Here is a 25,919-nt window from a genome sequence, read left to right as displayed (position 1 = left end):
GGTCGCGCATTGTCCGGGGCGGACGGGCGGCGGGGCAAACCGATATGCGCGCCGAAGGCCCGGTGGGGTAGACGATGGGGCATGACCGTTGAAGTAGACCTCACCGCCACCGGGGCCGGCCATGCCCTGCTCCACCGGCTGATGGCCCTCGACACCCGCCTGTTCGAGGCGGTCGCGACCCGGCACTGGCCGGGCGCCGACCCGCTGCTGCCGAGGCTGAGCCGCAGCGCGAACCACGGGGTGCTGTGGTTCGGCGCGGCGGCCGCCCTCGCGGCGACCCGCTCGCCGCGCGCGCGCCGCGCGGCCGTGCGCGGGATCGCCTCGCTGGCCCTGGCGTCGGCCACGATCAACACGGTGGGCAAGCGCTCGGTGCGCCGCCCGCGCCCGCGGCTCGACGCCGTGCCGGTGATGCGGCAGCTGAAGCGGCAGCCGATCACCACGTCCTTCCCCTCGGGGCACTCGGCGTCGGCGGCGGCCTTCGCGGCGGGCGTCGCGATGGAGTCCCGGCCGCTCGGCGCGGTGGTGGCGCCGGTGGCCGCCGCGGTGGCCCTGTCCCGTATCTACACGGGCGCGCATTTTCCGAGCGATGTGCTCGCCGGTGCGGCGTTCGGGGTGGGTTCCGCCTTCGTCGCGCGCGCCATGGTGCCGACGCGTGACCAGTTGCCGCCCCCCGGGCGGCCGCGCGCGGATGTGCCCGCCCTGCAGGACGGGGAGGGTCTGGTGCTCGTGGTCAACACCTCGGCGGGCACCGCGGAGCGGATGCGGGCCATCGGGGACGCTCTGCCGCTCGCCGAGGTCGTGGAGTGCGAACCGGAGTATCTGCGGGCCGAGTTGGAGAAGGCCGCGGCCCGCGCCGAGGTGCTGGGGGTGTGCGGCGGCGACGGCACGATCAACGCGGCCGCCACGGTCGCCCTGCGCCACGGCCTGCCGCTCGCCGTGCTGCCGGGCGGCACGCTCAACCACTTCTCGAAGGACCTGGGCGTGGAGGACGTACGGGGCCTGAGCCGCGCCCTGACGGAGGGCGACGCCGTACGGGTGGACGTGGGCCGGTACTCCGCCGGTGACCAGGAGGGCTACTTCCTCAACAACTGCAGCCTGGGCGTCTATGCGGAGCTGGTGCGCGAGCGGGACCACTGGTCGAAGCGGATCGGCGGCTGGCCGGCCGGGGTGGTGGCGACCCTGCGTGTCGTACGGGCGGGCCGGCACCCGCTGCGGACCGATTTCGACGGCAAGGAACGGCCTTTGTGGCTGCTGTTCGCCGGGAACGGTACCTATCACCGGATGGGGCCGATCCCGGCCCGGCGTTACGACCTCGCGGACGGTCTCCTCGACGTACGGGTCGTGCACGGTGGCCGTTTCCCGGCGGTACGTCTGCTGGCCGCGGCCGTGGCCGGACCGCTGACCCGGTCCCCCGTGCACGCGGCGCTCCGCGTGGGCGGCCTCCGCGTGCAGGGCGTCGAACCGGGCACGCTGCTGGCCTTCGACGGTGAAGTCAGGCCGGTGGAGGGCGATGTGACGATCCAGAAGCTCCCGGAGGCGCTGACGGTCTACCGCCCGAGCGGTCCGCGCTGACCGGCCCCCGGTCCAGTCCGCATCAACCCTTACCAGTCCGCATCGCGAGACGGGGGTCTCACATTTCGACATGGCGACGTAACGTGCCGGTACTCCCGTACCGAGTGAACGGATGCCGCCATGTCGAAGGTGCCGAAAGAGACCGCCGTGTACACGCACGGCCACCACGAGTCCGTGCTGCGCTCGCACACCTGGCGTACGGCCGCCAACTCGGCGGCCTATCTCCTCGGCTCGCTCAAGCCCCACATGCGGATCCTGGACATCGGCTGCGGGCCCGGCACCATCACGGCGGACCTGGCCGAACTCGTCCCGGACGGGCATGTCACCGGAGTCGACCACGCGCCGGGCATCCTGGACAGGGCGCGCGCCACGGCGGCCGAACGGGGGCTGGAGAACGTCGACTTCGGCGTCGCGGACGTCCACGCGCTGGAGTACCCGGACGACAGCTTCTGTGTCGTGCACGCCCATCAGGTGCTGCAGCACGTGGGTGACCCTGTGCAGGCGCTGCGGGAGATGTACCGGGTCACGAAGCCGGGCGGTCTCATCGCCGTCCGGGACTCCGACTACGCGGCGATGACCTGGTATCCGTCGTCCCCCGGTCTGGACGACTGGCTCGACCTGTACCGGCGGGTGGCGCGCGCCAACGGAGGTGAGCCGGACGCGGGGCGGCGCCTGAAGTCGTGGGCGCTGGCGGCGGGCTTCCGCGCCGGGGACATCACGGCCTCGGCGGGCACGTGGTGCTACTCGACGGCGTCGGAGCGGGAGTGGTGGAGCGGGCTGTGGGCGGACCGTACGACCGCCTCCGCGTATGCGGCGCTCGCGGTGGAGGGGGGTCACGCGGAGGTGGGCCGGCTGGAGGGGATCGCTTCCGCGTGGCGGGCGTGGGGCTCGCGGGAGGACGCGTGGTTCGCGGTCCTCCACGGCGAACTCCTGTCCCGCAAGCCGACGCCTTGACGCCCCCCTACATCGCACCTGCGGGCCCGGTGGGGGTTGCCCGCGCAGTTCCCCGCGCCCCCATGAACCACAGCCTGCGGCCCGGTGGGGGCGGGCCGCGCAGTTCCCCGCGCCCCTCAAAAACGGGGCTGCGCCCCTGCTTTTGCCCTTAAGGGGCGCGGGGAACTGCGCGAGCAACCCCCACCGGCCCGCGGATTCCACGACCACGCGCGGCCCCCAGGGGCGCGGGGAACGGCGCAATCCTTTGTCCTTCAGGGGCGCGGGGAACGGCGCGGCCAGCCCCCACCGGGCCCGCAGGTCAGTCCCGGGGGAGCAGCGGGCCCAACGGGCCGAGGTCGAGGTTCAGGTCCTCGGGGCGGAGCCCGTAGCGGTCGCGGAGCTCCGCCATCCGGTCGTCCAGAAGCATCAGCGTGAGCCCGATCCGCTCCTCCTGATCCTCGGACAAGTCCCCCGTGTCGAACCGCCGGACAGCCTGCCGTTCCATCAACTGCCGCAACAACTCGACCACGGTCAGCACCAGCTTGATCAGGTCCCGCTCCACCGTGTCGGGTTCGAGGTCCAGACGGCTCCGCCCGGCCTCCCTGCCCGCCCCGGTGCCGAGGACCGCGTCGTCCACCACCCTCCGGAGTGCCTCTCCACCGCTCACAGCATCTCCTCCCACGGCGCGGGAACGTTCTCGTTCACCGAGCTGATCAGCGCGTTCAGATCGATCCGTACGAGATCGACGTCCGCGATCCGCAGCGTGAGGTCGCCCGTGATGACGACCCCGCCCGCGAGCAGCCGGTCGAGGAGGTCGACCAGAGCGACCTCCCGGCGTTCCACGACGGTCACGCGTCCTCCCCGCTGAACGAGTAGGCCGCCCATGGACCGGTCAGCTCGACGCGCAGTCCCGGCGCGTCGTCCTTCGTGCGGTCCACCAGTTCCACGAACGCCTCGGATTCCGTCCGCGGCACCAGATAGGCGGCGTTCAGGATGTTCCGGCCGGGCGCGCGGGACAGCGCCGAGTTCTGCGGGGCGTGGATCCGGGTGTCCTCCGCGTACCCGGAAAGGGACTCGTGGAGCCGGCGCGAGAACTCCTCGGCCCGCTCCCACTTCTCCTCGCTCTCCTTGCGCTGGTTGCGCCGCTGCCGCAGATAGTCGCGCCCCGATCCCGCCGCCCTGCCGGGAGGGGAAGCCGGCCGCGCCCCCGAACCCTCGGCGGCCTCCGCCTTCCCGGCGTCCTCCGTGGGTTCCGAGTACACCTTCACTCCCCATTCGACCCGCCCGTCGAGGCGGTCGAGGGTCCGCAGGAAGGTCTCCTCGCGCTCCTCCAGCATGGACCGGACACCGCTGTCGTCCCGGAACACCGTGGCGAGCCGGAGCGGCAGCGGCGAGGTGACGACGGTGAGCGCGTCGATGACGTTCTGGTGGGCCCGCGCGGTCGCGCCGAGCCAGTCCAGGTCCTCCAGATGGGCCCGCAGCGGCCCCTCCGCGAAGTCCTCCGCGGGCACCTGGCCGACGACGGCGACCAGGTCGCCGTGGACCAGTTGCTTGGGCGGCACGCCGGCCACCCCTGTCAGCTGGGCCGGCAGGGGTGTACCGAAGGGGCGGCAGACGGCGTACACGTAACGCAGGCCACTCATCCTTGTGCTTCCTTCTCCGTCTTCTGCGGCTTCTCCGCGGGTTGGCGGTCGCCCGCGGTCACTTCGCCGCGCGCGCCCTCCAGTTCGGCCACGTGTGCACGCAACTCCGCGTTCTCCCGGGCGAGTTCGTCGCGTCCGGCGCGGGAGGACAGCTGCGGATCGGTCTCCCACCAGTCGATGCCCATCTCCTTCGCCTTGTCGACGGAGGCGACGATGAGCCGCAGCTTGATGGTGAGGAGTTCGATGTCGAGCAGGTTGATACGGATGTCACCCGCGATCACGATGCCCTTGTCCAGGACCCGTTCGAGGATGTCCGCGAGGTTGGCGCCGCCGCCGTTCCCGTAGGGGTCGGGCAGGCGCTGAGCCGTGGTCATCGACGGCTCCGCGCACCGGCGGGCTCACGCTCGCGCTCGTCCGCCTCGTCCACCGCTTCCTCGTCCTCCGGGACCTCTTCGTCCTCGTACTCGGCCTCCGGCGCGTCCTCCTCGTAGGCCTCCTCGTCCTCCGGGACCTCTTCGTCCTCGTACTCGGCCTCGGGGGCGTCCTCGTCCTCGTACGCCTCCTCGTCCTCGGGCAGCTCGTCCTCGGCGGACTCCTCGTCGGCCGAGGCCTCCGTGTCCTCGGAGCCCTCCTCGGAGCCGTCCTCGGGAGCGTCCTCGGAGTTCTGTTCGGCTTCCTCCTCCTCCGCGACCGCGTCCTCGTGGCTCGTGACGACCTCGCCGTCGCGGATCTCGCCGCGCCAGCCGTCGTCCGCCTCGCCCTTGATGGTGATGAAGCGGGCGAAGTGCTTGAGGTCGAGGCGTGCCCGGCGGCCCTGGGCGCGCCAGATGTTGCCGGTCTTCTCGAACAGCCCCTTGGGGTAGTACTCGATGACCAGCAGCACGCGGGTGAGGTTCTCGGCGAGCGAGTGGAAGGTGATGACGCCCTTGGTGGTGCCCTTGGCGCCCTCCGAGGTCCAGCTGATCCGCTGGTCCGCCACCTGCTCGGTGGTGTGGGCCTTCCAGCTGCGGTTGGACCAGAAGATCTTCATCTGCCAGTCGGACGTCGTGTCGTCGGCGCGGTTCGCGCTCTTGACGCCCCGGGCGAAGTTGCTGAAGTCCTGGTACTGGGTCCACTGGTCGTAGGCGGTGCGCAGCGGCACGCCGACGTCGATGAACTCCATGATGACGGTGGGCTTCTTGCCGGCGCCGCCCTTGCGCTTGCCGCCCTTGCCGCCGGTCAGGTTCTTGAAGGCGCCGACCACGCTGTCCTTGGCCTTGCCCGCGCCGAGTTCCAGCGCGGTGCGCATGGGCCCCTTGCCGTCGGCCAGCTTGCGGCCGCCGTCGAGGGCGAGCTTGGCGAAGCCGGGGCTGTCGCCGGAGGCGATGTCGTTGAGCTTGCCCGTCGTCTGGCCGAGCTTGGTGCCGACGCCGACCAGTGCCCGCTGGACCTGGGCGGCGAGGTAGGCCTGGGCCTCCTCCTTGAGCCGGTCGACCGCCTCGCTCTGCGCGAGCGAGGTCAGCGGGTTGCTCTTGGCCTGCTTGGTCGCGGACCCGAGGGTGTCAGTCATCGTCGCCGCCTCCCCTCGTCGTACGGGCCCGGGTGGTGCGGCGCGTGGCGGTCTTCGCCGCGGCCGTCCTCCTGCCGGGAGCCTTCTTCGCGGTCCTGGCCGCCGTCTTCTTCGCCGGAGCCTCGTTGCCGGGGCTGCGCTTCTCGGCGGCCTTCTTCGCCGGCGCCTTCGCGCTCTTCTTCGCGGGAGCCCGCTTGCGCGGCCGCGGCTTCTCGTCGTCCTCGGCCGCCTCGCCGTCCGCGTCGCGGTTGTCGCGGGCGGAGTCGTCCGAGTCGTCGTCGTGCTCGTACTCGTCGTCGTCGTACTCGACGTCGTCGTACTCGTCGTCCGGCTCCTCGTCCCGCTTGCGGCGCTTCTTGCCGCCGACCCCGGGCACGTCCGGGACCGCGTCCGGGACGACGCCCGCGAGCTGGTCCTGCACCTGGCTGGTGCGTCCGTGCAGCCGGTCGGCGAGGCCGGTGATCTGGCGCTCGACGAGTGCTCCGGTGGCGGCCTTGCCCACGCCGCGCAGGTCCCCGCGCAGCTGGTCGCCGATCTCCTTGAACTGCGGGTTGTTCTGCAGCTGTGTGGAGACCAGGTCCGCGAGCGCCCGCGGGCTGAGATGCATCCGCTTGCCGGCCACCATGGTGCCGACGGCGAAGGCCAGCTTCATCTTCTTCGTACGTCCGAGGACGTATCCGGCCCCTACGGCGAGGCCAAGCCCTAGTCGGTTCATCGTGTAGTCCCGTTGTTGCCTGTTCCGGTGCTCCTGGTCATGGCTATCTCCAGCCTGTCGAGGAGCTCGTCCTCCATGCGGTCGAACTCCGCTTCGTCGATCTCGCCGGACTCAAGGCGTTCCTCAAGCTTGCCGAGTTCGGCGCGGACCGCCGCCGGGTCGTAGTACTGGCGCTCGGCCTCGTTCACCACCTGTTCCATGGCCCAGAGGCTGCCGCGCACGGGGGCGAACGGCAGCATCAGGACTTCTCCGATCAGCCCCATGTCATCAACTCCTGGTTACGAAGGTTTAGTTGGTCGCCTTGGCGGGCTCGGAAGGGCCCGGCTCGACGAAGCTGTAGGGGGGCAGCGGCCCGTGGACCCGCAGATCGAGGTGCGGGTGCGCCTTGCGGACCTCTTCGACGGCGTCCATGAACGTCTCGGCCGTGTCGCGGTCCACGAGGAACGAGAGGTTGGCCAGCCAGCCGGTGGACTCGGGGCCCACGCTGACGGAGGCGGCGGCCGACTCCAGCGCCTGCTGGATCTCGGCGGCGTCCTCGACCTCGCGGTTCTTCACCGCGGCGACCACCATCTCGCCGAGCCGCAGCTTCTCGTCGTAGTTGCCGCCGCCCGCGCTGCGGTTGGCCTCGGTGAGTGCCCGTACCTCGGGGTTCTCGGACATCACCCGGTGCAGTACGGCCTCTTCGTCGTGCGTGGCCTTGACGTTGTACTCGACCTTGCCCGCGAGCACGTCGAGGCGCTCCTTGAAGTGGTCGGCGCGCTCGGCCAGGACACTGGCCACGGCCGCGTCGTCCGTCGAGACACTGCCGAACCGCATGGGCAGCACCGGGCCGCCCGCGCCCGCCTCGGCGAGCACGTTCTGATGGGCGAGCAGGTCCCTGCGCTTGGGCCGCAGCCCTTCCGGCGCGTCACTGACGACCGCGGCGAGGTCGCCCTCCTTGATGACGCGCACCGGCAGCGCCGGCTCGCCGACGCCTTCCGTGCCGTCCGGGAGCGAGGGCAGCGAACTGGACGTGATGCCGTAGACGTACGTGCTCACTCCTGCTCCTCCTTGCGGCGCGAGGCGGCGGTCTTACGGGTCCGCGGCCTCGACTCGGACTGGCTCTGGCTCTCCTCGCGGGACTGCTTGAACGCGTCCGAGATGGTCTCGGCGGCGCCGGACAGGGCCCCCTTGGACTTGCCCTTCGCGCCGGACTCGGTGATCGAGCCGACCAGGTCGGGAAGTCCGGGGTCGCGCTTGTTCCCCGCTTCGAGGTCGAGGCGGTTGCACGCCTCGGCGAAGCGCAGATAGGTGTCGACGCTCGCTATGACGACCCGGATGTCGATCTTGAGGATCTCGATGCCGACGAGGGAGACCCGGATGAAGGCGTCGATGACGAGCCCCCGGTCGAGAACGAGTTCAAGAACGTCGTAGAGGCCGCTGGAGCCGCCTCCACCACCGGATTGCTGTGCCGGGACAACGGTCATACCGACCGGCCCTCCTTGTCTGTCGGGGTGTGCACTGTCAGGTGTGTGCCCTGTTGGTGTGTGCACTTGTCGGATGTACGGGCAGGGGGCGGCCTATCGGCCGCCGGACTTACGGGTGTCGGCCCGGCCGCGTTCGTAGCGGCGGACGCGGCGGTACCCGGTGAGTTCGCCTCGCGGGTTGAGGGTCACCTCGTAGCTCGCGAGCAGACTCATCGTGTCGGGGACCCGGACCAGTTCCAGGACCTCGATCTCCAACGACCAGCCGTCGTCGGTCCGTTCGAACGACGACACCGACTCGGCCTCCATGCCGGTCAGTTCGGCGAGCTGGCCGCGCGCCTGACGCAGCACGTCCATGGGACCCAGCTCGTCGTCGTCCGTCGTGCTCCTCTGCCTGCCCTTGGTCGAGTTCGACGCACTCTGTGAACTCTGTGAATCTGATGTGTTGGATGTGTTCGACATGGCCACCTCGAACACCGAGTGACCGGCCGTTCGTTCACCAAACCTGCGAGTGTCGGCGCTCAGCCGCGCAGGGCGTTCAGGCGGCGCCGGGCGGGACCGAGCGCGCGCCCGCTGCGCAGCAGCCCTGACCAGGGGTTCGTGCGGGCCTGGTCGACGGCGTCGGCGATCGTCCAGCGGCGCGGGCCGAGTTCCGCATCTTCCAACTGGTCCCAGGCGACGGGCATGGCGACCGGGGCCCCGGGCCTGGCGCGCACGGTGAAGGGGGCGACGGTGGTCTGGGCGTAGGCGTTGCGCTGGATGTCCAGATAGAGGCGGTCGCCGCGGTCCTTCTTGCGGGCCTCGGTGGTGAGCCGGTCGGGATGTGCCTCGGTGAGCGTGTCGGCGACGTCCTTGGCGAAGGTGTGCACCTCGTCGAAGCCATGCCTGCCGTCGAGGGGCACCACGACGTGCAGTCCGCGTGAGCCGGTGGTCATCAGGGCGGACGGCAGCCGGAGATGGTCGAGGAGTTCACCGAGGAGCCGGGCGGTGTCGCGTACCGGCTCGAAGTCGTCGGTCGAGGGGTCCAGGTCGAAGACGAGCCGGTCGGGCCGGTCGGCGGTGCCGTCGGAGGAGACGCGGGCGAGCCACCGGTGCAGGGTCAGGGCGGCCTGGTCGGCGAGGTAGACGAGGGTCGCGGTGTCGTCACAGACGGGGTGCAGGACCGTGCCGCCCTCCTTGGGCACCTCGACGCGGCGGATCCAGTCCGGATAGTGGTTCTGGACGTTCTTCTGCATGAACTTCGGCCCGTCGAGCCCGTCCGGGTACCGCTCCAGCATCAGGGGCCGTCCCCGCAGGTGCGGCAGCATGAAAGGGGCGATCTCCCGGTAGTACGCGACGACGTCCGCCTTGGTGTACTCCTTCGCCTCTCCCCCGCCGGGCCCGCCGGACCCTCCGGACCCGGCGGGGAACATCACCTTGTCGGGCCGGTGCACCTCGACGGTCCGCCGGCCCGCGCGCACGGCGGTCATCGCACCACCGCGTTCTCCACCAGCAGCTTCACCGCGGCGACGACGGACTCGGCGTCGATGCCCGCCGCGCGCAGCTGCTCCGCGGGAGTGGCCGAGCCGGGCATGTCCCGTACGGCGAGACGGACCAGCCGCGGAGTGGGACGGCCATCGAGGAAGGCGTCCAGGACCGCGTCCCCGATACCGCCCTCCGGGCGGTGGTCCTCGACGGTGAGCAGGCAGCCGGTCTGCTCGGCGGCCTCGCGCAGGGTCTCGCGGTCGACGGGCTTGACGGAGTACAGGTCGACGACCCGCACGGCGATGCCGTCGGCGGCGAGCGCGTCCGCGGCCTTCAGTGCCTCGTGCACGGTCACACCGGCGGCGACGACGGTCAGCCGGTCGTCCGGGGAGCGCCTGAGCACCTTGCTGCCGCCGACGGGGAACTCCTCGCCGGGGCCGTACAGGACGGGCACGGCGCCGCGGGAGGTCCGCAGATAGCGGATGCCGTCGAGGCCCGCCATGCCTGCGACGAGTGCGGCCGTCTGGTTGGCGTCGCACGGGTACAGCACGGTCGAGCCGTGCACCGCACGGAACATGGCCAGGTCCTCGACGCCCATCTGCGAGGGCCCGTCCTCGCCGATCGCGACGCCCGCGTGCGAGCCGACGAGGTTGATGCCGATGCCGCTGACGGCCGCCATCCGGACGAAGTCGTGGGCGCGGGTGAGGAACGCGGCGAAGCTGGAGGCGAACGGCACCCAGCCGCGGGTGGCGAGCCCGACGGCCGCCCCGACGAGCTGCTGTTCGGCGATGTAGCACTCGAAGAACCGCTCGGGGTGTTCCTTGGCGAAGAACTCGGCGCGGGTGGAGTCGCTCACCTCTCCGTCGAGGGCGACGACGTCGGCGCGCGAGGAGCCGAGTGCGGCGAGCGCCTGGCCGTAGGCGTCGCGGGTGGCGGCCTCGTCCCCGGTCTCCCAGCGCGGCAGGTCCAGGTGACCGGCCCGTACCGCGTGCAGCATCCGGGCGGCCTGCGGCTGGCGGACCTCGACGCGCAGGTCGCGTACCCCGCCCAGTTCCTCGATCGCCTCGTCGGCGTCCGGCAGCGGCTTGCCGTGCAGGCCCTCGCGGTCCTGTACGGACGCGACGCCCTTGCCCTTGAGGGTGCGGGCCAGGATGACGGTCGGCTGTCCCACCGTGGAGACGGCCTCGCCGTACGCCCGCTCGATGTCCTCGACGTCGTGTCCGTCGACCTCGACGGTGTGCCAGCCGAAGGCCCGGAAGCGGCGGGCGTACGCGTCGAGGTCGTGGCCGTGCCGGGTGGGGCCGCGCTGGCCGAGCCGGTTGACGTCCACGATCGCGGTGAGGTTGTCGAGGTTCTCGTACGCCGCGTGCTCGGCGGCCTCCCAGATCGAGCCCTCGGCGAGTTCGCTGTCCCCGCACAGCACCCATACGCGGTAGCCCACCCGGTCGAGCCGCTTGCCCGACAGGGCGATGCCCACGCCGACGGGCAGGCCCTGGCCCAGCGATCCGGTGGCGGTCTCCACCCACGGGAGCCGGCGCGGTGTCGGATGCCCTTCGAGACGGCTGTCCAGCGTGCGGAAGGTCAGCAGTTCGGCGTCGTCGATGGCCCCGGCGGCCTTGTACGCGGCGTACAGCAGCGGCGAGGCGTGCCCCTTGGAGAGGACGAACCGGTCGTTGCCCGGATGGGAGGGCCGTTCGAAGTCGTAGCGCAGCTGCCGGGCGAGCAGGACCGCCATCAGGTCGGCGGCGGACATCGAGGAGGTGGGGTGCCCGGAGCCCGCCGCGGCGGCCGCGCGCACGCTGTCGACGCGCAGCTGCTGGCCGAGTTCGATGAGTTCGGGGGTGTTCATGGTGTTCCTTCCACAGGAGGTTGCGCGGGGGGTCCGGGCTCAGGGGTGCCGGGCTCAGGGGTGCCGGGCCGGCCAGGCACCCGGGCCGTTTCGGGCGAGGCCGTGTCCAGCGGCACGGACCAGGACCGGACGAGGCCGAGCTGTACGCCCTGGCGTGGCAGTACGGCGTCCAGGAGCCAGTCGGCGGCGACCCGGACGCGGTTGGCCGGCATCGCGGCCAGGTGGTAGCCGCGGGTGACGGCGCCCGCGGCCGGTCCGGACAGCGGGACGCCGAGCGGGTTGGCGGCGGCCTTGACACCGCCGAGGTCGACGACGAAGCCCAGGTCGCGGTGGCGGTAGGGGCGGGGGTCGCCGATGCCGAGGGATGCCGCGACGTTGCGTCCCGCCGCCTTGCCCTGACGCCAGGCGTGCTGGGCGGTCATCGGGGTGTACTGGCCCGGTTTCTCCAGGTCGGGCACGGCGGCCGCGTCACCGCAGGCGAACACCTCGGGACGGCCGGGCACCTGGAGGGTCGGTTCGACGAGCAGCCGGCCCTGTTCCATGGCCAGCCCGAGCCCTTCGGCCAGTGGATCGGGCCGTACGCCGACGCACCACACCAGGGTCCGGGTCCTGAGGAAGTCGCCGTCGCTGAGCAGGACCCCGTCCCGGGTGGCCTCCTTCACGGACGTGCCGGTACGGATCTCCACGCCTCGCTGCCGCAGGACGCGGTCGGCGGTGCGGGAGAGCCGCTCGTCCATCTCCGGCAGGACGCGGGGCGCGATGTCGACCAGGGTCCAGCGCGGCCACAGGTCCGGGCGGTGCCGCTGTCCGCGGGTCAGGGCGTCGGTGAACAGCTGTCCGTGCGCGGCCACTTCGGTGCCGGTGTAGCCCGCGCCGACGACCACGAACGTGCACCGGGCCGCCGCGGTCGCGGGGTCGTCGTCGGCGGAGGCGAGTTCCACCTGCCGGGTCACGTGGTCGCGCAGGTACAGCGCCTCGGGCAGCCCGCGGAAGCCGTGCGCGTGCTCGGCCACACCGGGGATCGGCAGCAGTTTGTTGACGCTGCCCGCGGCGATGACCAGCCGGTCGTAGGAGAGCGTGCCGGTGTCGCCCTCAGGGCCGGTGTAGCGGACGGTGCGCGCGTCGAGGTCGATACCGTCGGCCTCGCCGAGCACCAGGCGGACCCGGGGCAGGGTGCCGGTCAGTGAGACGGTGACCCGGCGCGGTTCCAGGACGCCGGCGGCCACCTGGGGCAGCAGGGGAAGATAGAGGAAGTAGTCCGTCGGGTTCAGCAGCACGATGTCCAGCGGGCCCGCCTTGCCCCGCGTGAGCACGGAGAGCGTCCGGGCCGCCCGGTATCCGGCGAAGCCCGCTCCGACGATCACGACTCGGGGGCGGCTCATCGGTCGGCTCATGGGTCGCCTCCGGCGGAATCGCACAAACGGGGCTTTCCGCGTCCCCCTGGCCGGGATGCCCAAACGTCGGGCCACCGGGGTTCCGGTCGCCGTGCGGGACGGGCGCGGCTCCTTCGACTTCTCCCGACTTCTATCGCAGGAAGGCCGCTGCCGCAGCTCCAGAGGTGGACTTCGTGACACGCCGGACGGGTGAGCGGGCACGGCGGACGCGCACGGCGAAGACCGGGGCCACGTCGTTGTGGCCCCGGTCGGCAGAGGGGGTCAGGGCCGCGCCGCGGCTCACCGGGCCCGGGTGTCCTGCACCGCGTTGCTGGGGGCGACCGGCGGCATGGGGGGCACGGCGGGGCCGTCGGCCCGCGTCCCCGGAGTCGTACCGGTGGGGGTACCGACGGGGGCACCAGCGGGGCTACCAGGGACGGCACCTTCGCCGGGCACCTGAGCGGTGCCACCCGGCTGAGCGGGGCCACGCGGCGTGGGCCGGGGCGCCGACGGCCGCGCCGCGTTGCGCAGCACGTAGGCCAGCGCGCCGAGCACGGCGGCGGTGATCAGCGCGGCGGCCCAGTCGGGCAGGCCGATCGCGAGAGCGAGACCGACCGTGAGCGCGAGGGCCGCGCCCGCGTACAGGGCGACGGCACCGGACGCGGCGTACATCGCGGCCGTCCGGCGCTGCTTGCGGGTCTGTTCCCGCAGCTCCTCGCGTATGGCGTCGCGGGCCACCTGCGCCAGTTCGTCGGCCAGATGCTTGTCCAGATGTTCCATGTGATCGATGCGGTCCATGCGCTCCGGGTACCCGCGGCCTCCGGCGCGTAACGCCCGTCCGGCCGGGGCGAGCACGCCCCGGCACGGGATCCGTGCGAAACGATCTCCTTCCCGGCCGACCCCAACTAGGCTCGGCCGCATGGACATTCTGGGAGCCACGCTGCGCATCTGCGTCGACGACCTGGAGGCTGCGGTCCCCTTCTACGAGAGACTGGCGGGCGGACCGGCGCAACGCTTCGAGCGCGGCGGGGTCTCCGTCGCCGCCATCGGCTGCTTCCTGTTGATGAGCGGCCCGGAGGCCGAACTCGAAGTGCTCCGCAAGGTGTCGGCGACCATCGCGGTCAAGGACGTCGACGAGGCCCACCGGGTACTGACCGATTCGGGCGCACATGTCGTCGCGGGCCCGGTGGCGACCCCCGCGGGCCGCAACCTGATCGCGCTCCACCCGGACGGCTACATCTACGAGTACGCGGACCGCCGCACGACGCCGTGAGGTCAGCCGCTGTTGTCGGTGCCGGGCGGGCGCATCCTGAAGTCGTAGCGTTCCGGGAGGGGTTCGTCACTGATCCGGGACCACAGTTCCCCGATCGCCTCGGCCCCCTCGCGCAGGTCCGCCACCTCGAAACCGGCGTCGAAGACGGCCCGTGCCGCCTCCTTGTCGCCCTCGGCGAGCAGCAACTGCGCCTCGATCAGCCGGAACCGGCCGCGTTCGCGGGTCGCGGGCAGCAGTCGTTCCCACACGGACCGCGCCCCCGCGATGCGCCCCGCCGCGAGCAGCGCGCCGATCGCTTCGCGTCCAAGCGCGGCGGTGGCCGCCGTCCAGGTCTCGCCGTCGTCGCGCCGCTCCTGACACAGGTCGTCGAAGGCGTCCGTGTACCGGTCGGCGGCCCGTTCGCGGTTGCCGGCCTCGTGGTCGGCGACGGCCAGGCAGCGCAGCAACGGCCATTGTGACGGGGCGAGTTCGAGACCCCGCTCCCAGCTGCGCACGGCCTGGGCCCGGTCGCCGGCATGCCACTGGGCGACGCCCAGGTGGTACTCGGTGAGCGGTTCCGCGGGGGCCGTCTCCAGCATGTCCCGCCAGTGCGGGGCGACCAGCGTCTCGCCGGGCGGTCCGACCCGGCGGGGCTCCGGGAAGGAACCGGAGCCGAGCAGCTCCGCCCAGGGCCGCTGGGCGTCCCCGAGCGTGGACTCGTCGAAGGGCGTGCCGGGCAACTTGTGGGCGGCACGCAGGACTTCGAGCGCTCCCCAGCCGGAACCGGTGGCGAGCATCTCGCCGGGTTCGGTGTCGGCGGACGTCAGCCAGTGCTCAAACGCCGTCTCGAACTCCGCGCGCGGCAGGCGCTGTTCGAGCCCGTCCTCGACCTCGGAGCGGGCGGCGTCCCAGTCGCCGCCGTGTACGAGGGCCGTGTCCGCGTCGAGCGGCCCGTACGCCTCCAGCCAGCTCACCTCGCTCTCCGCGTCGAGGCGTACGTGCTCCAACTGGGTGCGGGCGAGCCCCGCCTGGATCTCGCAGTAGCCCTCGGTGCCGGGTTCGGTGAGCCATTCCTGCCAGCGGCGTCCGCCGGTGCCGGTGCCCCAGACGAAGAGTTTGCGTCCGCGCAGCACATCGGTGGACGTCTGCACCAGCCCCTGCCCGGCCCCGTCCAGGGCGGCGATCCAGCGCCGCTGTCCCTCCGGCATCTCGTAGAAGTAGTCGGCCGGATACTCGCCGCGCAGCGGATACGTCCGGTCGACGCCCTCGTGCACCGGGACGGGCACCCGGCGCAGCCGCCGCTCGTACCCGAAGTGCCAGGCCTCCTCGGCCGGCGCGAGCACCCTTCGCGCCTCCGGGACGGCGGTGTTGGACCACCAGTACAGCGGCGCGGCCTTCTCGTGCGGATTGCGGACGCGCACGCCGACGTACAGGAAGTCGGAGCCCTCCGGCAGCCACAGGTCGACCTGGAAGGGCAGGTCGCGCAGCCGCTCCCACTCCCACAGGCGCAGCACCGGTGTGCCGTCGGGCGCCGTGACCCGGGCCGCGTGCAAGGGCGCGCAGGCGAGGGTGGAGTGGCCGGTGGCGCCGATGTTCCACTCGATGCCACCGGAGAACCAGGCCCCGTTGAGCGCGAAGTCGGCGGGCTGCAACACCGGGTTGCGGTAGAGGAGTTCGCGGTCGGACGGCTTGTGGAAGAGGGAGACGACCCGGCCGCCGAAGCCGGGCAGCACGGTCGCGCGCAGCCGGTCGTTCTCCAGGACGATCGTCCCGACCTCGCGGGGCGTACGGCTTCTCCCGTACCCGTCCCGGACACGCTCGGGAAGCAGGCTGCGCAGCGGCTCGTACGCGATCTGCCGGGCCATGTCGCGTGGCAGGCCCGCGCGTTCCCGCTCGTCCACGTGGTGCGTCCCGTCGAGCGGGCGCAGTGGCGGCAGGGGGTTGGCGGGGCCGGTTTCGGCGACCGAAAGCGTCATCACGTCACGTCGGATGGTCGTCACGTGACCATGGAACAGGGTGGACGGCGTGCCGACCAGAGGCCCTCCCGGTCAGGATCCGGTCAGGATTGCGCAAAGGCCGCGACGACGATGTCGGCCAGGAGGGCGCCGGCGGTTCCGTCGGGGTCCAGGTCGGGGTCGTAGATGGTGACGTTGAAGCCGGCGCAGTGCGGGGAGTTCACCAACGGCCGCAGCAGCGCGGTCAGTTCGTCGGGCAGCAGCCCGCCGGGGTCGGGGCTGTCGACGGCGGGCATCACGGACGGGTCGAGCACATCGGCGTCGAGGTGCACCCAGAAGCCGTCCAGGTCCGGCACGTCGAAGGCCTCGGCGGTGGCTCGCGCGAGCGCGTCGGCGCCCCACTCGCGGATGTCGCCGACGGTCACCGTGGGGATCTTCAGTGCGGCCAGCTCGGCCCGGTCGTCCTCGAACTCGTCCCGGATCCCGAAGAACCGTACGTCCTCGTCCCGCAGATAGGGCTTCAGTCCCTCCAGGTCGGTGAGGTCGTCCTGTCCACGCCCGGTGGCGAGGGCGACCTCCTCGCCACCCGCGGCACCGACATGGTCGGAGTTGCCCGGGTGGCGGAAGTCGTGCGAGGCGTCGACCGCCGCGAGGCCGTAGCGGCCGATGCGGCGCAGCGCGAGGGAGGCGCCGAGCTGGATGGAGCAGTCGCCGCCGAGGACGACGGGCAGCTCCCCGGCCCGGACGTGCCGTTCGATACGGTCGGCGAGCGTACGGGTGTAGCCGGCGAGCGCGGTGGCGTTGAAGACGCCGTCTCCCGCCTGCCAGTCGCCCCGGTCGTAGCGCGGCGGTACGACCACACCGCCCTCCAGGGCGTTCAGCCGTTGCACGATCCGCTGCTCGCGCAGGGCGCCCGCGAGCTTGTAGCAGCCGGGCACCGTGCCGGGGGCGGGCGGCCGGAGGCCGAGGTTGGAGGGTGCGTCCAGGACGACGAGATTCCTCAAGGCACTCATGTTCGAATCATATCGGCCGTGATGGCCCACCGCTCATGATCGCGCCAGGCTCCGTCGATGAACAGGAAGTCCGGCGAGAGGCCCTCCAGACGGAACCCGCAGCGGCGGGCCAGCGCGATGGAGGCGGCGTTGTCGGGCTGGACGTTGATCTCCAGCCGGTGCAGTCCGAGCGTGCCGAACGCGTACCGCACGACCAGGTCGAGCCCTTCGCTCATCAGCCCGCGTCCGGCCGCGTGCGCGAAGGCCCCGTACCCGAGGGCGCCGCACAGAAAGGCACCCTCGACGATGTTGTTGATGTTGACGAACCCCGCGATCCCTCCCCCGTCCTTCTCACAGACGAAGAACCCGGCCTTGCTCGGATCGTCGATGAGCCGCCCGGCGTACGAGGCGTACGCGACGGGGGTGGCGGGCGGGAAGAGCCAGGGCTGATGCAGGGCCTTGCTCTCCCGCACGCGGGCGGTGAACTCACCGCCGTCCTCGTACGTGAAGAAACGTATGCCCACGTGGGGGCCTTCGGCGAGGTACGCGGTGCGGCCGGACATCCCACCACGGTACGCCCTGCGGGCCGCTTGCGGTTGGCTTGCAGCGTGGCGGTGATCTACGGCCGGTGGGCACCTGCGGGCACGTCGTGGCTGGCCGCGCAGTTCCCCGCGCCCCTAAAGACAGGGGGCTGGGCCCTGCCCCCAGGGGCGCGGGGAACGGCGCAATCTTTTGCCCTTCAGGGGCGCGGGGAACGGCGCGAGCAACCCCCACCGGCCCGCAGATCCCATGAGCGCGCGGACCCCAGGGGCGCGGGGAACGGCGCAGTCTTTTGCCTTTCAGGGGCGCGGGGAACGGCGCGGCCAGCCCCCACCGGCCCGCAGACAGACGACAGGCCGGCCGGAGGCTACGCGCGGCGGCGCACGAAGAACGCCCCGCACAACGCCCCGATCACCGCCGTCGCGAGCAACGCCATCCACAACGGCATGGTCACCTCGGGAATCAGCAGACGAATCTTCGTCGCCCGGGTGTTCTCGAAGATGAAGACCAGCCCGAGCACGGCCAGCGCGACAACCGCCACCCGCCCGGGCGTCAGCAGACTCCCCCGCCCGGCCCCCGCGCCACCACCGCCACCGTCCCGCTGCGCACTCTTCCGGTTCATGGATCCAGGATGGGCTCACAAGCCGGGGTCACGCACGGTGAGCGGTCCCTCCGGGTGAGACGTCAGGTCAGCGCCGGCACGTCCAGCGTCAGAACCCCCGCCCCCGCCCGCGCGTCCAGCTCCGCCCGCACCCCGAACGGAACCGTCAGTGCCCCCTCCCCGTGCCCGAACCCGAACTCCTCGGCGATCGGCACCCCGAGCCCACCGAGCCGGTCGAGGAGCAGCTCCCGCACCCGCTCGTACGGGCCGCACCGTTCCCAGGACCCGAGCAGGATCCCGGCGACGCCGTGGAACCACCCGGCCCGCAGGAGCTGCGTGAGGTACCGGTCAAGGCGGTACACCTCCTCGCCCACGTCCTCCAGGCACAGCAGCCCGCCGCCCGCGGAGGGCCGGGCGTGCGGTGTCCCCAGTTCGGAGGCGAGCAGGCTCAGACAGCCGCCGAGCAGGACACCGGCGGCCCGCCCCGGGACCAGCACCTGTCCGGCCGACCTGATCGTCCGTACGGACTCCGGTGCGAGGAGGGTCGCCCGGAGATGGTCCTGGGCGCGGGCGTTCTTGACGAAGTCGATGCCCGCGGCCATCGGACCGTGCAGGGTCACGAGCTCCAGCCGCGCCGCGAAGGCCTCGTGGAGAGCCGTGATGTCACTGAAGCCGACCAGCGCCTTGGGCCCCGCGGCCCGCAGCGCGTCCCAGTCGAGCAGGTCGGCCATGCGCTGCACGCCGTAACCGCCGCGGGCGCAGAACACCGCGGCCACCGACGGATCGCACCAGGCCGCCTGGAAGTCGGCGGCCCGGTCGGCGTCCGCGCCCGCCAGATAGTTGAACGTCCCGTGCCGGTCCAGGACGTGGGGCGCCACGACCGGGTCGAGGTCCCAGCCGCGGAGGATGTCGAGCCCTGCCTGGAGCCGTTCCTCCGGCACGGGCCCGCTCGGCGCGACGACGGCGACCCGCGCTCCGGCGACCAGCCGCGCGGGCCTGACGAGTTCTTTCAACGGCCGGTCGTTCCACGGTCGGTCGTTCCACGGTCGGTCACTTGCTGAGCTCCAGTGCGGGGACGCCGGGCGGATTGAGGCCGAACACCTGGGCGTACAGGGAGAGTTCGGCCTCCAGGGCGCGCACCATGGTGTCGGTGCGACGGAATCCGTGGCCCTCGCCCTCGAAGGTGATGTAGGCATGCGGCACGGACCGCGCCTGCTCCTCCAGCCTGGCGAGGAACCGCTCGCACTGCGCCGGCGGGCAGATCACGTCGTCGAGTCCCTGGAGGAGCAGGAAGGGCGCGGTGACCTTGTCGGCGTGCTCGGTGGGCGACCGTTCCGCGTACCGGGCGGGCACTTCGGCGCGCGGCCCGATCAGGCTCTCCAGGTACTGGGACTCGAAGTCATGTGTCTCGTCCACACCCCAGCCCACCAGGTCGAGGACGGGGTAGAGGATCGTCCCGCACGCGTACACGTCGGTGCCGACGAGCGAGGCGGCGGCGGTCCAGCCGCCCGCGCTGCCGCCCCGGACGGCCAGCCGGTCGCGGTCGGCGGTGCCCTCCTCGGCGAGGGCGAGCGCGACGGCCGCGCAGTCCTCGACGTCCACGACACCCCACTGCTCGCGCAGCCGGTTGCGGTACTCGCGCCCGTACCCGGTGGAGCCGCCGTAGTTGACCTCGGCGACTCCGATGCCGCGTGAGGTGAAGTAGGCGATCTGCAGGTCGAGGACGAGCGGGGAGCGGCCTGTGGGTCCGCCATGTGCCCAGACCACATAGGGCGGGAGCACATCTCCGGGGGCCACATGGCCGGGGTGGTGTGGCGGGTAGACATGAGCGTGGATCTCCCGCCCGGCGGGCCCGGAGAACGTACGGATCTGCGGTTCGGGGTAGTAGGCGGGGTCCACCGGGTCGTCGTGCCGGGCCCCCACGACACGGGCCCGTCCGGTACGCGCGTCCAGCTCGACGACCTCGTACGCGCTGCGCGGGCTGGCGGCGACGGTGACGACCCGGCTGCCGTGGACGGCGAGGGTCGGCTCGTACTCGCTCCAGGGTCCGGCCGCGTCGACGACCTCACCGCTCTCCGGGTCGAGGATGCCGAGCGCGGTGGCGCCCCGGCCGTGCACGACGGCGATCAGACCGCTGTCCAGCGGCGCGAACCAGCGTCGGCCGACCGTCCACAGCGGCCCGCCGAACTCCTGCTCGCGGGTGCACAGGGAGAAGGGCGGCTCACCGTCACCGGCACCCCCAGCACTGCCCCCACCTCCACTGCCACTGCCGCTGCCGCTGCCGCTGCCGCTGCCGCCGTGGCCGTCGCCGGAGACCCGGTAGAGGTTCCACCAGCCGCTGCGGTCGCTGGAGTACAGGAGGGAGCCGTCGCGGCCCCAGTCGGCCTGGGCGATCGCCTCGTCGGGGCCGCCCGCGACCGTCCGGGGCTCTCCCAGGGACCCGTCGGAGCCGACCTCGGCCACCAGCAGCTCGGTGCCGTCCCACGGCATCCGCGGATGGTCCCAGACCAGCCAGGCCGCGCGCCGCCCGTCGGGTGAGATCCGCGGTCCGGTGACGAACCGGTGCCGGTCGTCGGTGAGTTCACGCACCGCGGTCCGGTCCTCGGCGGCCGAGCCGTCGAGCGGCACCGCGGCGACGAGCCGCCGTACATCGCTGGGCCCGTCGCCGGTGAACTCCTCCAGTACGCACCAGACCTCGCCGAGTTCCGGCCGTACCTGCGGGTCCACCCAGCGCAGTCCGCCGCCGACGGAGGACACGGGGGTGAGGGGCCGCGGGCCGCTCCCGGGGTCGGCGGGCTCGTACACGTACAGCCGCTGGTCGGCGAAGTTCACGAAGACGACCAGCGGGCCGTTCTCGCCGACCGTGCCGGTCCAGGGCTGTCCGCCGTACTCCATGACGCGGCTGCGGACGTTCCACGGGGCGGGCAGCACCGACTCCTCCGTGCCGTCGGCGAGGCGGCGCACCAGGGTGCGGCGACCGCCCTCGGCGGGCCGGGGCTCGGTCCACCACGCCTCGTCGCCGACGAAGCCGACGAAGTCGGGGTGCCCGTCGTGCGCGGCGGCGAGCGCCGCGTCGATGGGCGAGGGCCAGGAACCGTAGGCCAGCGTCTGCACTGTGTCCCCCATTTTCTTCCCTTGTTTCCCTTAGGCCGTGCGCAGGAAGCGGTCGAGTACCCGGACTCCGAAATGCAGTGCCTCGACGGGCACCCTTTCGTCGACCCCGTGGAAGAGGGCCTGGTAGTCGAAGCCCGGCGGGAGCTTCAGGGGTGCGAAACCGTAGCCGGTGATGCCCAGGCGCGAGAACTGCTTGGCGTCCGTGCCACCCGACATGCAGTACGGCACGACGTTCCCCTCGGGCGCGAACTCCTCCACGGCCGCCCGCATCCGGGCGTACGTCGTCGAGTCCAGCGGTGCCTGCAGGGCGACCTCGCGGTGGACGAACTCCCACTCCACGTCCGGCCCGGTGAGCCGGTCGAGTGTGGCCCGGAACTCGTCCTCCGTACCGGCGAGGAAGCGTCCGTCGACGTGTGCGACGGCCTCCCCGGGGATCACGTTGACCTTGTAACCGGCGTCCAGCATGGTCGGGTTGGCGCTGTTGCGGACCGTCGCCTCGACGAGGGAGGCGGCGGGTCCGAGCTTCTCCAGCAGCCGGTCGACCCCGTCGGGACCGTCGAGCGCGGGCTCGACGCCGTACAGCGCGGCGAGTTCGGTGAGTGCCGCGCGGACCGTCGGGGTGAGCCGTACGGGCCACTCGTGGTCGCCTATCCGCGCGATCGCGGCGGCGAGCCGGGTCACCGCGTTGGACCGGTTCACCTTGGAGCCGTGGCCCGCCCGGCCGCGCGCGGTGAGCTTCAGCCAGCCGGTGCCGCGCTCGCCCGCCGCGAGCGGGTACAGCTGACGTCCGGTGCCGTCGTGGAAGGTGAACGCCCCGGACTCGCTGATGCCCTCGGTGCATCCCGCGAAGAGCCCGGCGTGCTGGTCGGCGAGGAAGCCCGAGCCGTCCTCGGCGCTCGCCTCCTCATCCGCGGTGAACGCGATCACCAGGTCGCGGCGGGGGCGTACACCTGCGCGCGCCCACTGCCGGACCACCGCGAGGATCATCGCGTCCATGTTCTTCATGTCGACGGCGCCGCGTCCCCAGACGACCCCGTCGCGGACCTCGCCGGAGAACGGATGGACGCTCCAGTCCTCCGCCTGCGCGGGTACGACGTCGAGGTGACCGTGGACGAGCAGCGCGTCGGCGGACGGGTCGGTGCCCTCCAGGCGCGCGACGACGTTCGTACGCCCCTTGGTGCGCTCCAGGAGGGTCGGCTCAAGGCCCGCCTCGGCGAGCAGGGCGGCGGCGTACTCCGCGGCCGGCCGTTCCTGGCAGTCGCCGCCACCGCGGTTGGTGGTGTCGATACGGATCAGGTCGGAGGTGAACCGGACGACCTCGTCCAGGGCCTGCCCGTCGACGGCCGTCTGCTCCATCACGCTCATGTCAGCCATAGTTCTCCTCCACGGCAGCCGAGACGATCGTGGTGACCGCCTTGAAGGTCCGGATGCCCTCGTACATCGTGGCGCTGGTGTACGCCACCTTGCGTTCCCCGGTCCGCTCGACGCCCGGGACGACGGTGGCCGACAGGGCCAGGTGCTCGGCGTCGAACTCCAGGGCCACGGTGAAGGGGCCCGCCCGGCGGGGCTCGTGCCGCACCGCGAGCCGCGCCGCCTCCTTGGCCGCCGACCGGATGTCCGCCGCCGTACGGGCCGGGGTGCGGCACACGGCCGCGTACCGCGAGACATGGTCCTTGACGGCGACCTTCAGGGCCTCGGGCGCGTAGCCGAGCGCGTCCTCGCAGGCCACGTCGTCACCGGTGACCAGCACGACGGGGACTCCGTACTCGGCGACGACGTGCGCGTTGAGCAGGCCCTCGCTGGCCCGCTCGTCGTTGACCCACACACCGGTGATCGAGTTGGCGAGGTAGGTGTGGGCGAGGACGCCCTCCATACCGGCGCCCGCGTGGTAGCCGACGAAGGCGATGCCGTCGACGTCACCGTGCTGCACGCCCTCGACCATGGAGAGCGATTTGTGCCGCCCGGTGAGCATCTGGGCCCGTTCGTCCAGTTGCTCCAGGAGCAGGTTCCGCATGGTCGAGTGGGCCTCGTTGATGAGGACCTCGTCGGCGCCGCCGTCGAAGAAGCCGAGGACCGCGGCGTTCACGTCCGAGGTGAACATCGAGCGGCACCGCTCCCACTCGGGTGCGCCCGGCTGCACGTCGGCCGGCCAGGTCACGCCGGTCGCGCCCTCCATGTCGGCACTGATGAGGATCTTTACCATGTTCCAGTTGTATCGCAGTCGCGATGCGCTCCACAGGCCCGGGCGGTCAGCCGGTCGAACCGACCGAAACCTTCACTCGGCCGTCGGCATGTTCCTCGTCCACGGTGATGGTGGTACCGGAGTCGGCGTCGTGGCTGGATCCGTAGGGCGCGGCGTCGTAGTGGTGGACCCCCTTGAGGTCGTCGAAGACCGGGACGCCGGGCCGGGCCGGGATCACCGTCCGCACCCCGCCGAGGTGGAAGACGAGCGGGGAGGTGGGCCGCAGCCCGAAGGGCGCGTCGTACGCCTGGAGGCGTCCCCGGATCACCGCTCCGGAGGCGGTCCGGGCGGGTTCCGCATGGGCGTCGATCGGCAGGATCCGGCCGTAACCGCCGTTCGCGCGCGTCTTGTTGTCGCGGTACTTGGTGTTCCAGTACCAGATCAGCACACCGCGCTCGTAGTGCAGCCGCTCCTTGAGCCGGGACCGCCCCGGCGCCCAACCCAACTGAAAGGGACCTGACTTGAGGAACCTGTCCTCCCCCACGTACTGCCTGTTCTCGACGAGGTAGTAGCGGGCGTTGCCGTCCGCGTCGGCCGGCAGGTTCACCAGAAGGGCCTCCGGGCCCGCGGTCCCGGAGGGCACGGACAGCGGGTTCAGCGTGACGGTGGAGGAGGCCCCGGCCTTGACGGTCACATGATCGAGCCACCCGAGCCGGAGCCGCGCCCAGGCGCCCAAGTCGCCCGGGTGGACGGCAAGTTCGTCGTCATCCGACAGGAGCGACCCCTGCCCCATGACCGACCAGAAGCCGGTGGAGTTCTCGGCGCCCGAGGTGTCGTACAGGTCGGGCAGGCCGAGGTCGTGGCCGTACTCGTGGGCCAGCGTGCCGAGGCCCCGGTTCTCGTTCGTCATCGTGTAGTCGTCGACCCAGATCCCGGAGTCACCGACCTCGCTGCCACCGCCCTTGCGCCCGCCCGCCGGGCCCAGCTCGCCGGCTCCGGTCTGCAGATGACTGACGGTGCCGCGGTGGGAGCCGATGGCGTCGGAGCCGTTGACACCGCCGCCGTTGACCTGCGACTCCCCCGCGAACATCAGCATCACACGGTCGAGATAGCCGTCGGGTTCGTCGAAGTCCCCGTCCCGGTCGTGGTCGTGACGGTCCCAGGTGTCGTACGTGGCGAGGTACGTGCGGAGTGAGTCCGCGGACCGCCCGGCGGCACGCTGATCCTCGTACCACCGATTGAGGCCGTCGGTGACGAGCCGCTGATTGCAGTAGTACGTCGAGATCGGCTTGCCCTGCTTCTTGCAGGTGTCGGTGCCGTAGTGCGCGAGGGGGTGACCCACGCGGGTCCAGTCGTGGACGGTGCCGGTGATGGTGTAGGCACCGCTGGACTGCCGCCGGTAGTAGGCGTTCAGGGTGTCCCCGGAGCCGCCGGCCGCGCCACTGCCCGTGCCGAAGATCTGCCGCTGGTAGTAGGCGGGGCTGTAATCGGCGGTCCAGACGGTGGAGTTGTCGACGGAACGGTCGGGACTCGGGATCCGATTGTGCGAGTAGTCGGCGAACTCGACGGGCAGCACGAAGATCTTGTCCTTGGCACGCGCCGTCGGGTGCGGGGCCGCTGTGGCCTGCCCCGACAGGGGCGCGGGGAACTGCGCAACGGGGGTTCGGGGGCGGAGCCCCCATGCCTGTGCCGCGGCGTCGGGGGCCAGGGCGCACACCGTTAGGGCAGCCGCAGCGACCACCACCAATCCGCGCGTCCACTCACTCACGTGCGTCCTCCTCGCCCTGCCGGTCCTGAGCCGCACTCAGCAGAGCATGAGGAGGCGCGCGTCCCGGGCTATCGGGCAGCGTGTCGCCGTCGCGCTCACTCCGCCGCCCACAACCCCCGTACATGCCCGAGATGCCGCGTCATGACAGCACGTACGGCCTCCTCGTCGCGGGCGACCAGCGCATCAAGGATCTCCAGATGCTCCTCGGCGGAGGCCTCCAGCCGCCCCGCCTCGACGAGCGCGTGCAGTCCGTACAGCCGGGAGCGCTTGCGCAGGTCGCCGACGACCTCGACGAGATGCTCGTTGCCTGCGAGGGCGAGCAGACCGAGGTGGAAGCGGACGTCGGCCTCGACGTACGCGATGAGGTCACCGGCCGCCGCGGCCGTGACGATCTCCTGCGCGACGGGCCGCAGCGCCGCCAGGTCGGCGGGGGCAGCGGAGGCGGCGAGGCCGACGGTGGTGGGGATCTCGATCAGCGAGCGGACGTGCGTGTACTCGTCCAGCTGCTTCTCGGACACGGCGGTGACCCGGAACCCCTTGTTGGGCACGGTGTCGACGAGCCCTTCCTTCGCGAGGTCGAGCAGGGCCTCGCGCACGGGGGTGGCGGAAACGCCGAACCGCGCGGCGAGAGCGGGCGCGGAGTGCACCTCCCCGGGCCGCAACTCCCCCGCGATAAGAGCAGCCCGCAAAGCATCAGCAACCCGCTCCCGATAGCTGGGCTTCTTACCCCCCACAGCGGGAAGGGCAGGGCCGCCGACACGCTGGGCAACCATGGACAATCTCCTAGAGTTTCAGGCACTTCAGGCACTTCAGGTACTTCAGGGGCGCGGGGAACGGCGCAACCTTTTCGTCTTCAGGGGCGCGGGGAACGGCGCAGTCTTTTGCTCTTGGCTTTTAGGGGCGCGGGGAACTGCGCAATCCTTGAGCCGCACCACACACCCCCCAAGCCAACCC

At 71.9% G+C, this 25,919-nt stretch carries 27 protein-coding genes; 3 read left to right on the top strand and 24 right to left on the bottom strand.

The features are described from left to right. Positions 1-81 precede the first annotated feature (81 nt). Positions 82-1,572, top strand: coding sequence for a bifunctional phosphatase PAP2/diacylglycerol kinase family protein (locus tag C6Y14_RS13335; protein ID WP_107016812.1), 1,491 nt, complete (start codon positions 82-84; stop codon positions 1,570-1,572). Between the two features lie 120 nt (positions 1,573-1,692). Continuing rightward, positions 1,693-2,526: a class I SAM-dependent methyltransferase gene (locus C6Y14_RS13330; RefSeq protein ID WP_107016811.1), complete on the top strand. Its 834-nt coding sequence runs from the start codon at positions 1,693-1,695 to the stop codon at positions 2,524-2,526. Between the two features lie 298 nt (positions 2,527-2,824). On the opposite strand, the gene C6Y14_RS13325 is transcribed toward C6Y14_RS13330, so the two are convergent. From C6Y14_RS13325 to C6Y14_RS13260, 14 genes are all read right to left on the bottom strand, one after another. Continuing rightward, positions 2,825-3,142, bottom strand: coding sequence for a gas vesicle protein K (locus C6Y14_RS13325; protein WP_107016964.1), 318 nt, complete (start codon positions 3,140-3,142; stop codon positions 2,825-2,827). 26 nt (positions 3,143-3,168) lie between these two features. Then, complete coding sequence (locus tag C6Y14_RS13320; protein ID WP_107016810.1) at positions 3,169-3,357, bottom strand: gas vesicle protein; 189 nt, start codon at positions 3,355-3,357, stop codon at positions 3,169-3,171. Beyond that, on the bottom strand, positions 3,354-4,148 hold the full coding sequence (locus C6Y14_RS13315; RefSeq protein ID WP_107016809.1) for a GvpL/GvpF family gas vesicle protein: 795 nt from the start codon (positions 4,146-4,148) through the stop codon (positions 3,354-3,356). Before C6Y14_RS13315 ends, C6Y14_RS13320 begins: the two co-directional genes overlap by 4 nt. Continuing rightward, entirely contained in the window at positions 4,145-4,522 is a 378-nt protein-coding gene (locus C6Y14_RS13310; protein ID WP_107016808.1) for a gas vesicle protein, read from the bottom strand. The genes C6Y14_RS13315 and C6Y14_RS13310 overlap by 4 nt, the downstream gene beginning before the upstream one ends. Then, positions 4,519-5,697 (bottom strand): SRPBCC family protein, encoded by a 1,179-nt coding sequence (locus tag C6Y14_RS13305; RefSeq protein ID WP_107016807.1) that lies wholly within the window; start codon positions 5,695-5,697, stop codon positions 4,519-4,521. The genes C6Y14_RS13310 and C6Y14_RS13305 overlap by 4 nt, the downstream gene beginning before the upstream one ends. Then, positions 5,690-6,412, bottom strand: a complete 723-nt coding sequence (locus C6Y14_RS44065) for a DNA primase (RefSeq protein WP_159074234.1) — start codon at positions 6,410-6,412, stop codon at positions 5,690-5,692. Before C6Y14_RS44065 ends, C6Y14_RS13305 begins: the two co-directional genes overlap by 8 nt. Then, the gene (locus C6Y14_RS13295) at positions 6,409-6,675 is read right to left on the bottom strand and encodes a gas vesicle protein GvpG (RefSeq protein WP_107016805.1); all 267 of its coding nucleotides are present in this window, start codon (positions 6,673-6,675) and stop codon (positions 6,409-6,411) included. Before C6Y14_RS13295 ends, C6Y14_RS44065 begins: the two co-directional genes overlap by 4 nt. A 25-nt stretch (positions 6,676-6,700) precedes the next feature. After that, positions 6,701-7,450, bottom strand: a complete 750-nt coding sequence (locus C6Y14_RS13290) for a GvpL/GvpF family gas vesicle protein (protein WP_107016804.1) — start codon at positions 7,448-7,450, stop codon at positions 6,701-6,703. After that, positions 7,447-7,878 (bottom strand): gas vesicle structural protein GvpA, encoded by a 432-nt coding sequence (locus tag C6Y14_RS13285; RefSeq protein WP_107016803.1) that lies wholly within the window; start codon positions 7,876-7,878, stop codon positions 7,447-7,449. The genes C6Y14_RS13290 and C6Y14_RS13285 overlap by 4 nt, the downstream gene beginning before the upstream one ends. 93 nt (positions 7,879-7,971) lie before the next feature. Continuing rightward, positions 7,972-8,337, bottom strand: coding sequence for a gas vesicle protein GvpO (locus C6Y14_RS13280; protein WP_107016963.1), 366 nt, complete (start codon positions 8,335-8,337; stop codon positions 7,972-7,974). Positions 8,338-8,396: 59 nt separating this feature from the next. Next, positions 8,397-9,344 carry a non-homologous end-joining DNA ligase gene (gene ligD, locus C6Y14_RS13275; protein WP_107016802.1) on the bottom strand — a complete coding sequence of 316 codons (948 nt, stop codon included), beginning with the start codon at positions 9,342-9,344 and terminating at the stop codon, positions 8,397-8,399. Next, the gene (locus C6Y14_RS13270; RefSeq protein WP_107016801.1) at positions 9,341-11,188 is read right to left on the bottom strand and encodes a transketolase; all 1,848 of its coding nucleotides are present in this window, start codon (positions 11,186-11,188) and stop codon (positions 9,341-9,343) included. The genes ligD and C6Y14_RS13270 overlap by 4 nt, the downstream gene beginning before the upstream one ends. Beyond that, complete coding sequence (locus C6Y14_RS13265; RefSeq protein ID WP_107016800.1) at positions 11,185-12,570, bottom strand: NAD(P)/FAD-dependent oxidoreductase; 1,386 nt, start codon at positions 12,568-12,570, stop codon at positions 11,185-11,187. The genes C6Y14_RS13270 and C6Y14_RS13265 overlap by 4 nt, the downstream gene beginning before the upstream one ends. 291 nt (positions 12,571-12,861) lie before the next feature. After that, entirely contained in the window at positions 12,862-13,359 is a 498-nt protein-coding gene (locus tag C6Y14_RS13260) for a phage holin family protein (protein WP_107016799.1), read from the bottom strand. A gap of 121 nt (positions 13,360-13,480) precedes the next feature. On the opposite strand from C6Y14_RS13260, the gene C6Y14_RS13255 reads away from it, so the two are divergent. Further along, a complete protein-coding gene (locus C6Y14_RS13255; RefSeq protein WP_107016798.1) occupies positions 13,481-13,834 on the top strand; it encodes a VOC family protein in 354 nt (117 codons plus the stop codon). A 2-nt stretch (positions 13,835-13,836) separates the two neighbouring features. On the opposite strand, the gene C6Y14_RS13250 is transcribed toward C6Y14_RS13255, so the two are convergent. From C6Y14_RS13250 to C6Y14_RS13205, 10 genes are all read right to left on the bottom strand, one after another. Continuing rightward, positions 13,837-15,789, bottom strand: coding sequence for a DUF5107 domain-containing protein (locus C6Y14_RS13250; RefSeq protein WP_107016797.1), 1,953 nt, complete (start codon positions 15,787-15,789; stop codon positions 13,837-13,839). Positions 15,790-15,872: 83 nt separating this feature from the next. After that, positions 15,873-16,772, bottom strand: a complete 900-nt coding sequence (locus C6Y14_RS13245; RefSeq protein WP_107016796.1) for an arginase family protein — start codon at positions 16,770-16,772, stop codon at positions 15,873-15,875. Positions 16,773-16,777: 5 nt separating this feature from the next. Then, entirely contained in the window at positions 16,778-17,323 is a 546-nt protein-coding gene (locus C6Y14_RS13240) for a GNAT family N-acetyltransferase (protein WP_107016795.1), read from the bottom strand. 344 nt (positions 17,324-17,667) lie between these two features. Next, entirely contained in the window at positions 17,668-17,922 is a 255-nt protein-coding gene (locus C6Y14_RS13235) for a LapA family protein (protein WP_107016794.1), read from the bottom strand. Positions 17,923-17,984: 62 nt separating this feature from the next. Further along, the gene (locus C6Y14_RS13230) at positions 17,985-18,914 is read right to left on the bottom strand and encodes a S66 peptidase family protein (protein WP_107016793.1); all 930 of its coding nucleotides are present in this window, start codon (positions 18,912-18,914) and stop codon (positions 17,985-17,987) included. A 37-nt stretch (positions 18,915-18,951) separates the two neighbouring features. Further along, on the bottom strand, positions 18,952-21,027 hold the full coding sequence (locus C6Y14_RS13225; protein ID WP_107016792.1) for a prolyl oligopeptidase family serine peptidase: 2,076 nt from the start codon (positions 21,025-21,027) through the stop codon (positions 18,952-18,954). Between the two features lie 18 nt (positions 21,028-21,045). Continuing rightward, the gene (locus C6Y14_RS13220; protein WP_107016791.1) at positions 21,046-22,380 is read right to left on the bottom strand and encodes a M20/M25/M40 family metallo-hydrolase; all 1,335 of its coding nucleotides are present in this window, start codon (positions 22,378-22,380) and stop codon (positions 21,046-21,048) included. A gap of 1 nt (position 22,381) precedes the next feature. Continuing rightward, complete coding sequence (locus C6Y14_RS13215; RefSeq protein ID WP_107016790.1) at positions 22,382-23,218, bottom strand: M55 family metallopeptidase; 837 nt, start codon at positions 23,216-23,218, stop codon at positions 22,382-22,384. A 46-nt stretch (positions 23,219-23,264) separates the two neighbouring features. Then, on the bottom strand, positions 23,265-24,965 hold the full coding sequence (locus C6Y14_RS13210) for an immune inhibitor A domain-containing protein (RefSeq protein WP_159074233.1): 1,701 nt from the start codon (positions 24,963-24,965) through the stop codon (positions 23,265-23,267). 95 nt (positions 24,966-25,060) lie between these two features. After that, a complete protein-coding gene (locus tag C6Y14_RS13205) occupies positions 25,061-25,738 on the bottom strand; it encodes a GntR family transcriptional regulator (RefSeq protein ID WP_107016788.1) in 678 nt (225 codons plus the stop codon). Positions 25,739-25,919: the final 181 nt, after the last annotated feature.

Origin of the sequence: Streptomyces dioscori (assembly GCF_003024195.1) — a bacterium.
In the GTDB taxonomy this organism is placed as follows: Bacteria; Actinomycetota; Actinomycetes; order Streptomycetales; family Streptomycetaceae; genus Streptomyces; species Streptomyces dioscori.
The sequence above is the reverse complement of the archived record's forward strand: the minus strand, read 5'-3'. Positions and strand labels throughout refer to the sequence as shown.

What these genes read in the sequence shown, in the direction of transcription:
- C6Y14_RS13335 (WP_107016812.1), top strand. Translation starts at nt 82, where the DNA reads ATGACCGTTGAAGTAGACCTCACCGCCACCGGGGCCGGCCATGCCCTG.
- C6Y14_RS13330 (WP_107016811.1), top strand. Translation starts at nt 1,693, where the DNA reads ATGTCGAAGGTGCCGAAAGAGACCGCCGTGTACACGCACGGCCACCAC.
- C6Y14_RS13315 (WP_107016809.1), bottom strand. Translation starts at nt 4,148, where the DNA reads ATGAGTGGCCTGCGTTACGTGTACGCCGTCTGCCGCCCCTTCGGTACA.
- C6Y14_RS13310 (WP_107016808.1), bottom strand. Translation starts at nt 4,522, where the DNA reads ATGACCACGGCTCAGCGCCTGCCCGACCCCTACGGGAACGGCGGCGGC.
- C6Y14_RS13305 (WP_107016807.1), bottom strand. Translation starts at nt 5,697, where the DNA reads ATGACTGACACCCTCGGGTCCGCGACCAAGCAGGCCAAGAGCAACCCG.
- C6Y14_RS44065 (WP_159074234.1), bottom strand. Translation starts at nt 6,412, where the DNA reads ATGAACCGACTAGGGCTTGGCCTCGCCGTAGGGGCCGGATACGTCCTC.
- C6Y14_RS13295 (WP_107016805.1), bottom strand. Translation starts at nt 6,675, where the DNA reads ATGGGGCTGATCGGAGAAGTCCTGATGCTGCCGTTCGCCCCCGTGCGC.
- C6Y14_RS13285 (WP_107016803.1), bottom strand. Translation starts at nt 7,878, where the DNA reads ATGACCGTTGTCCCGGCACAGCAATCCGGTGGTGGAGGCGGCTCCAGC.
- C6Y14_RS13280 (WP_107016963.1), bottom strand. Translation starts at nt 8,337, where the DNA reads ATGTCGAACACATCCAACACATCAGATTCACAGAGTTCACAGAGTGCG.
- ligD (WP_107016802.1), bottom strand. Translation starts at nt 9,344, where the DNA reads ATGACCGCCGTGCGCGCGGGCCGGCGGACCGTCGAGGTGCACCGGCCC.
- C6Y14_RS13270 (WP_107016801.1), bottom strand. Translation starts at nt 11,188, where the DNA reads ATGAACACCCCCGAACTCATCGAACTCGGCCAGCAGCTGCGCGTCGAC.
- C6Y14_RS13265 (WP_107016800.1), bottom strand. Translation starts at nt 12,570, where the DNA reads ATGAGCCGCCCCCGAGTCGTGATCGTCGGAGCGGGCTTCGCCGGATAC.
- C6Y14_RS13260 (WP_107016799.1), bottom strand. Translation starts at nt 13,359, where the DNA reads ATGGACCGCATCGATCACATGGAACATCTGGACAAGCATCTGGCCGAC.
- C6Y14_RS13255 (WP_107016798.1), top strand. Translation starts at nt 13,481, where the DNA reads ATGGACATTCTGGGAGCCACGCTGCGCATCTGCGTCGACGACCTGGAG.
- C6Y14_RS13250 (WP_107016797.1), bottom strand. Translation starts at nt 15,789, where the DNA reads ATGACGCTTTCGGTCGCCGAAACCGGCCCCGCCAACCCCCTGCCGCCA.
- C6Y14_RS13240 (WP_107016795.1), bottom strand. Translation starts at nt 17,323, where the DNA reads ATGTCCGGCCGCACCGCGTACCTCGCCGAAGGCCCCCACGTGGGCATA.
- C6Y14_RS13235 (WP_107016794.1), bottom strand. Translation starts at nt 17,922, where the DNA reads ATGAACCGGAAGAGTGCGCAGCGGGACGGTGGCGGTGGTGGCGCGGGG.
- C6Y14_RS13225 (WP_107016792.1), bottom strand. Translation starts at nt 21,027, where the DNA reads ATGGGGGACACAGTGCAGACGCTGGCCTACGGTTCCTGGCCCTCGCCC.
- C6Y14_RS13220 (WP_107016791.1), bottom strand. Translation starts at nt 22,380, where the DNA reads ATGAGCGTGATGGAGCAGACGGCCGTCGACGGGCAGGCCCTGGACGAG.
- C6Y14_RS13215 (WP_107016790.1), bottom strand. Translation starts at nt 23,218, where the DNA reads ATGGTAAAGATCCTCATCAGTGCCGACATGGAGGGCGCGACCGGCGTG.
- C6Y14_RS13205 (WP_107016788.1), bottom strand. Translation starts at nt 25,738, where the DNA reads ATGGTTGCCCAGCGTGTCGGCGGCCCTGCCCTTCCCGCTGTGGGGGGT.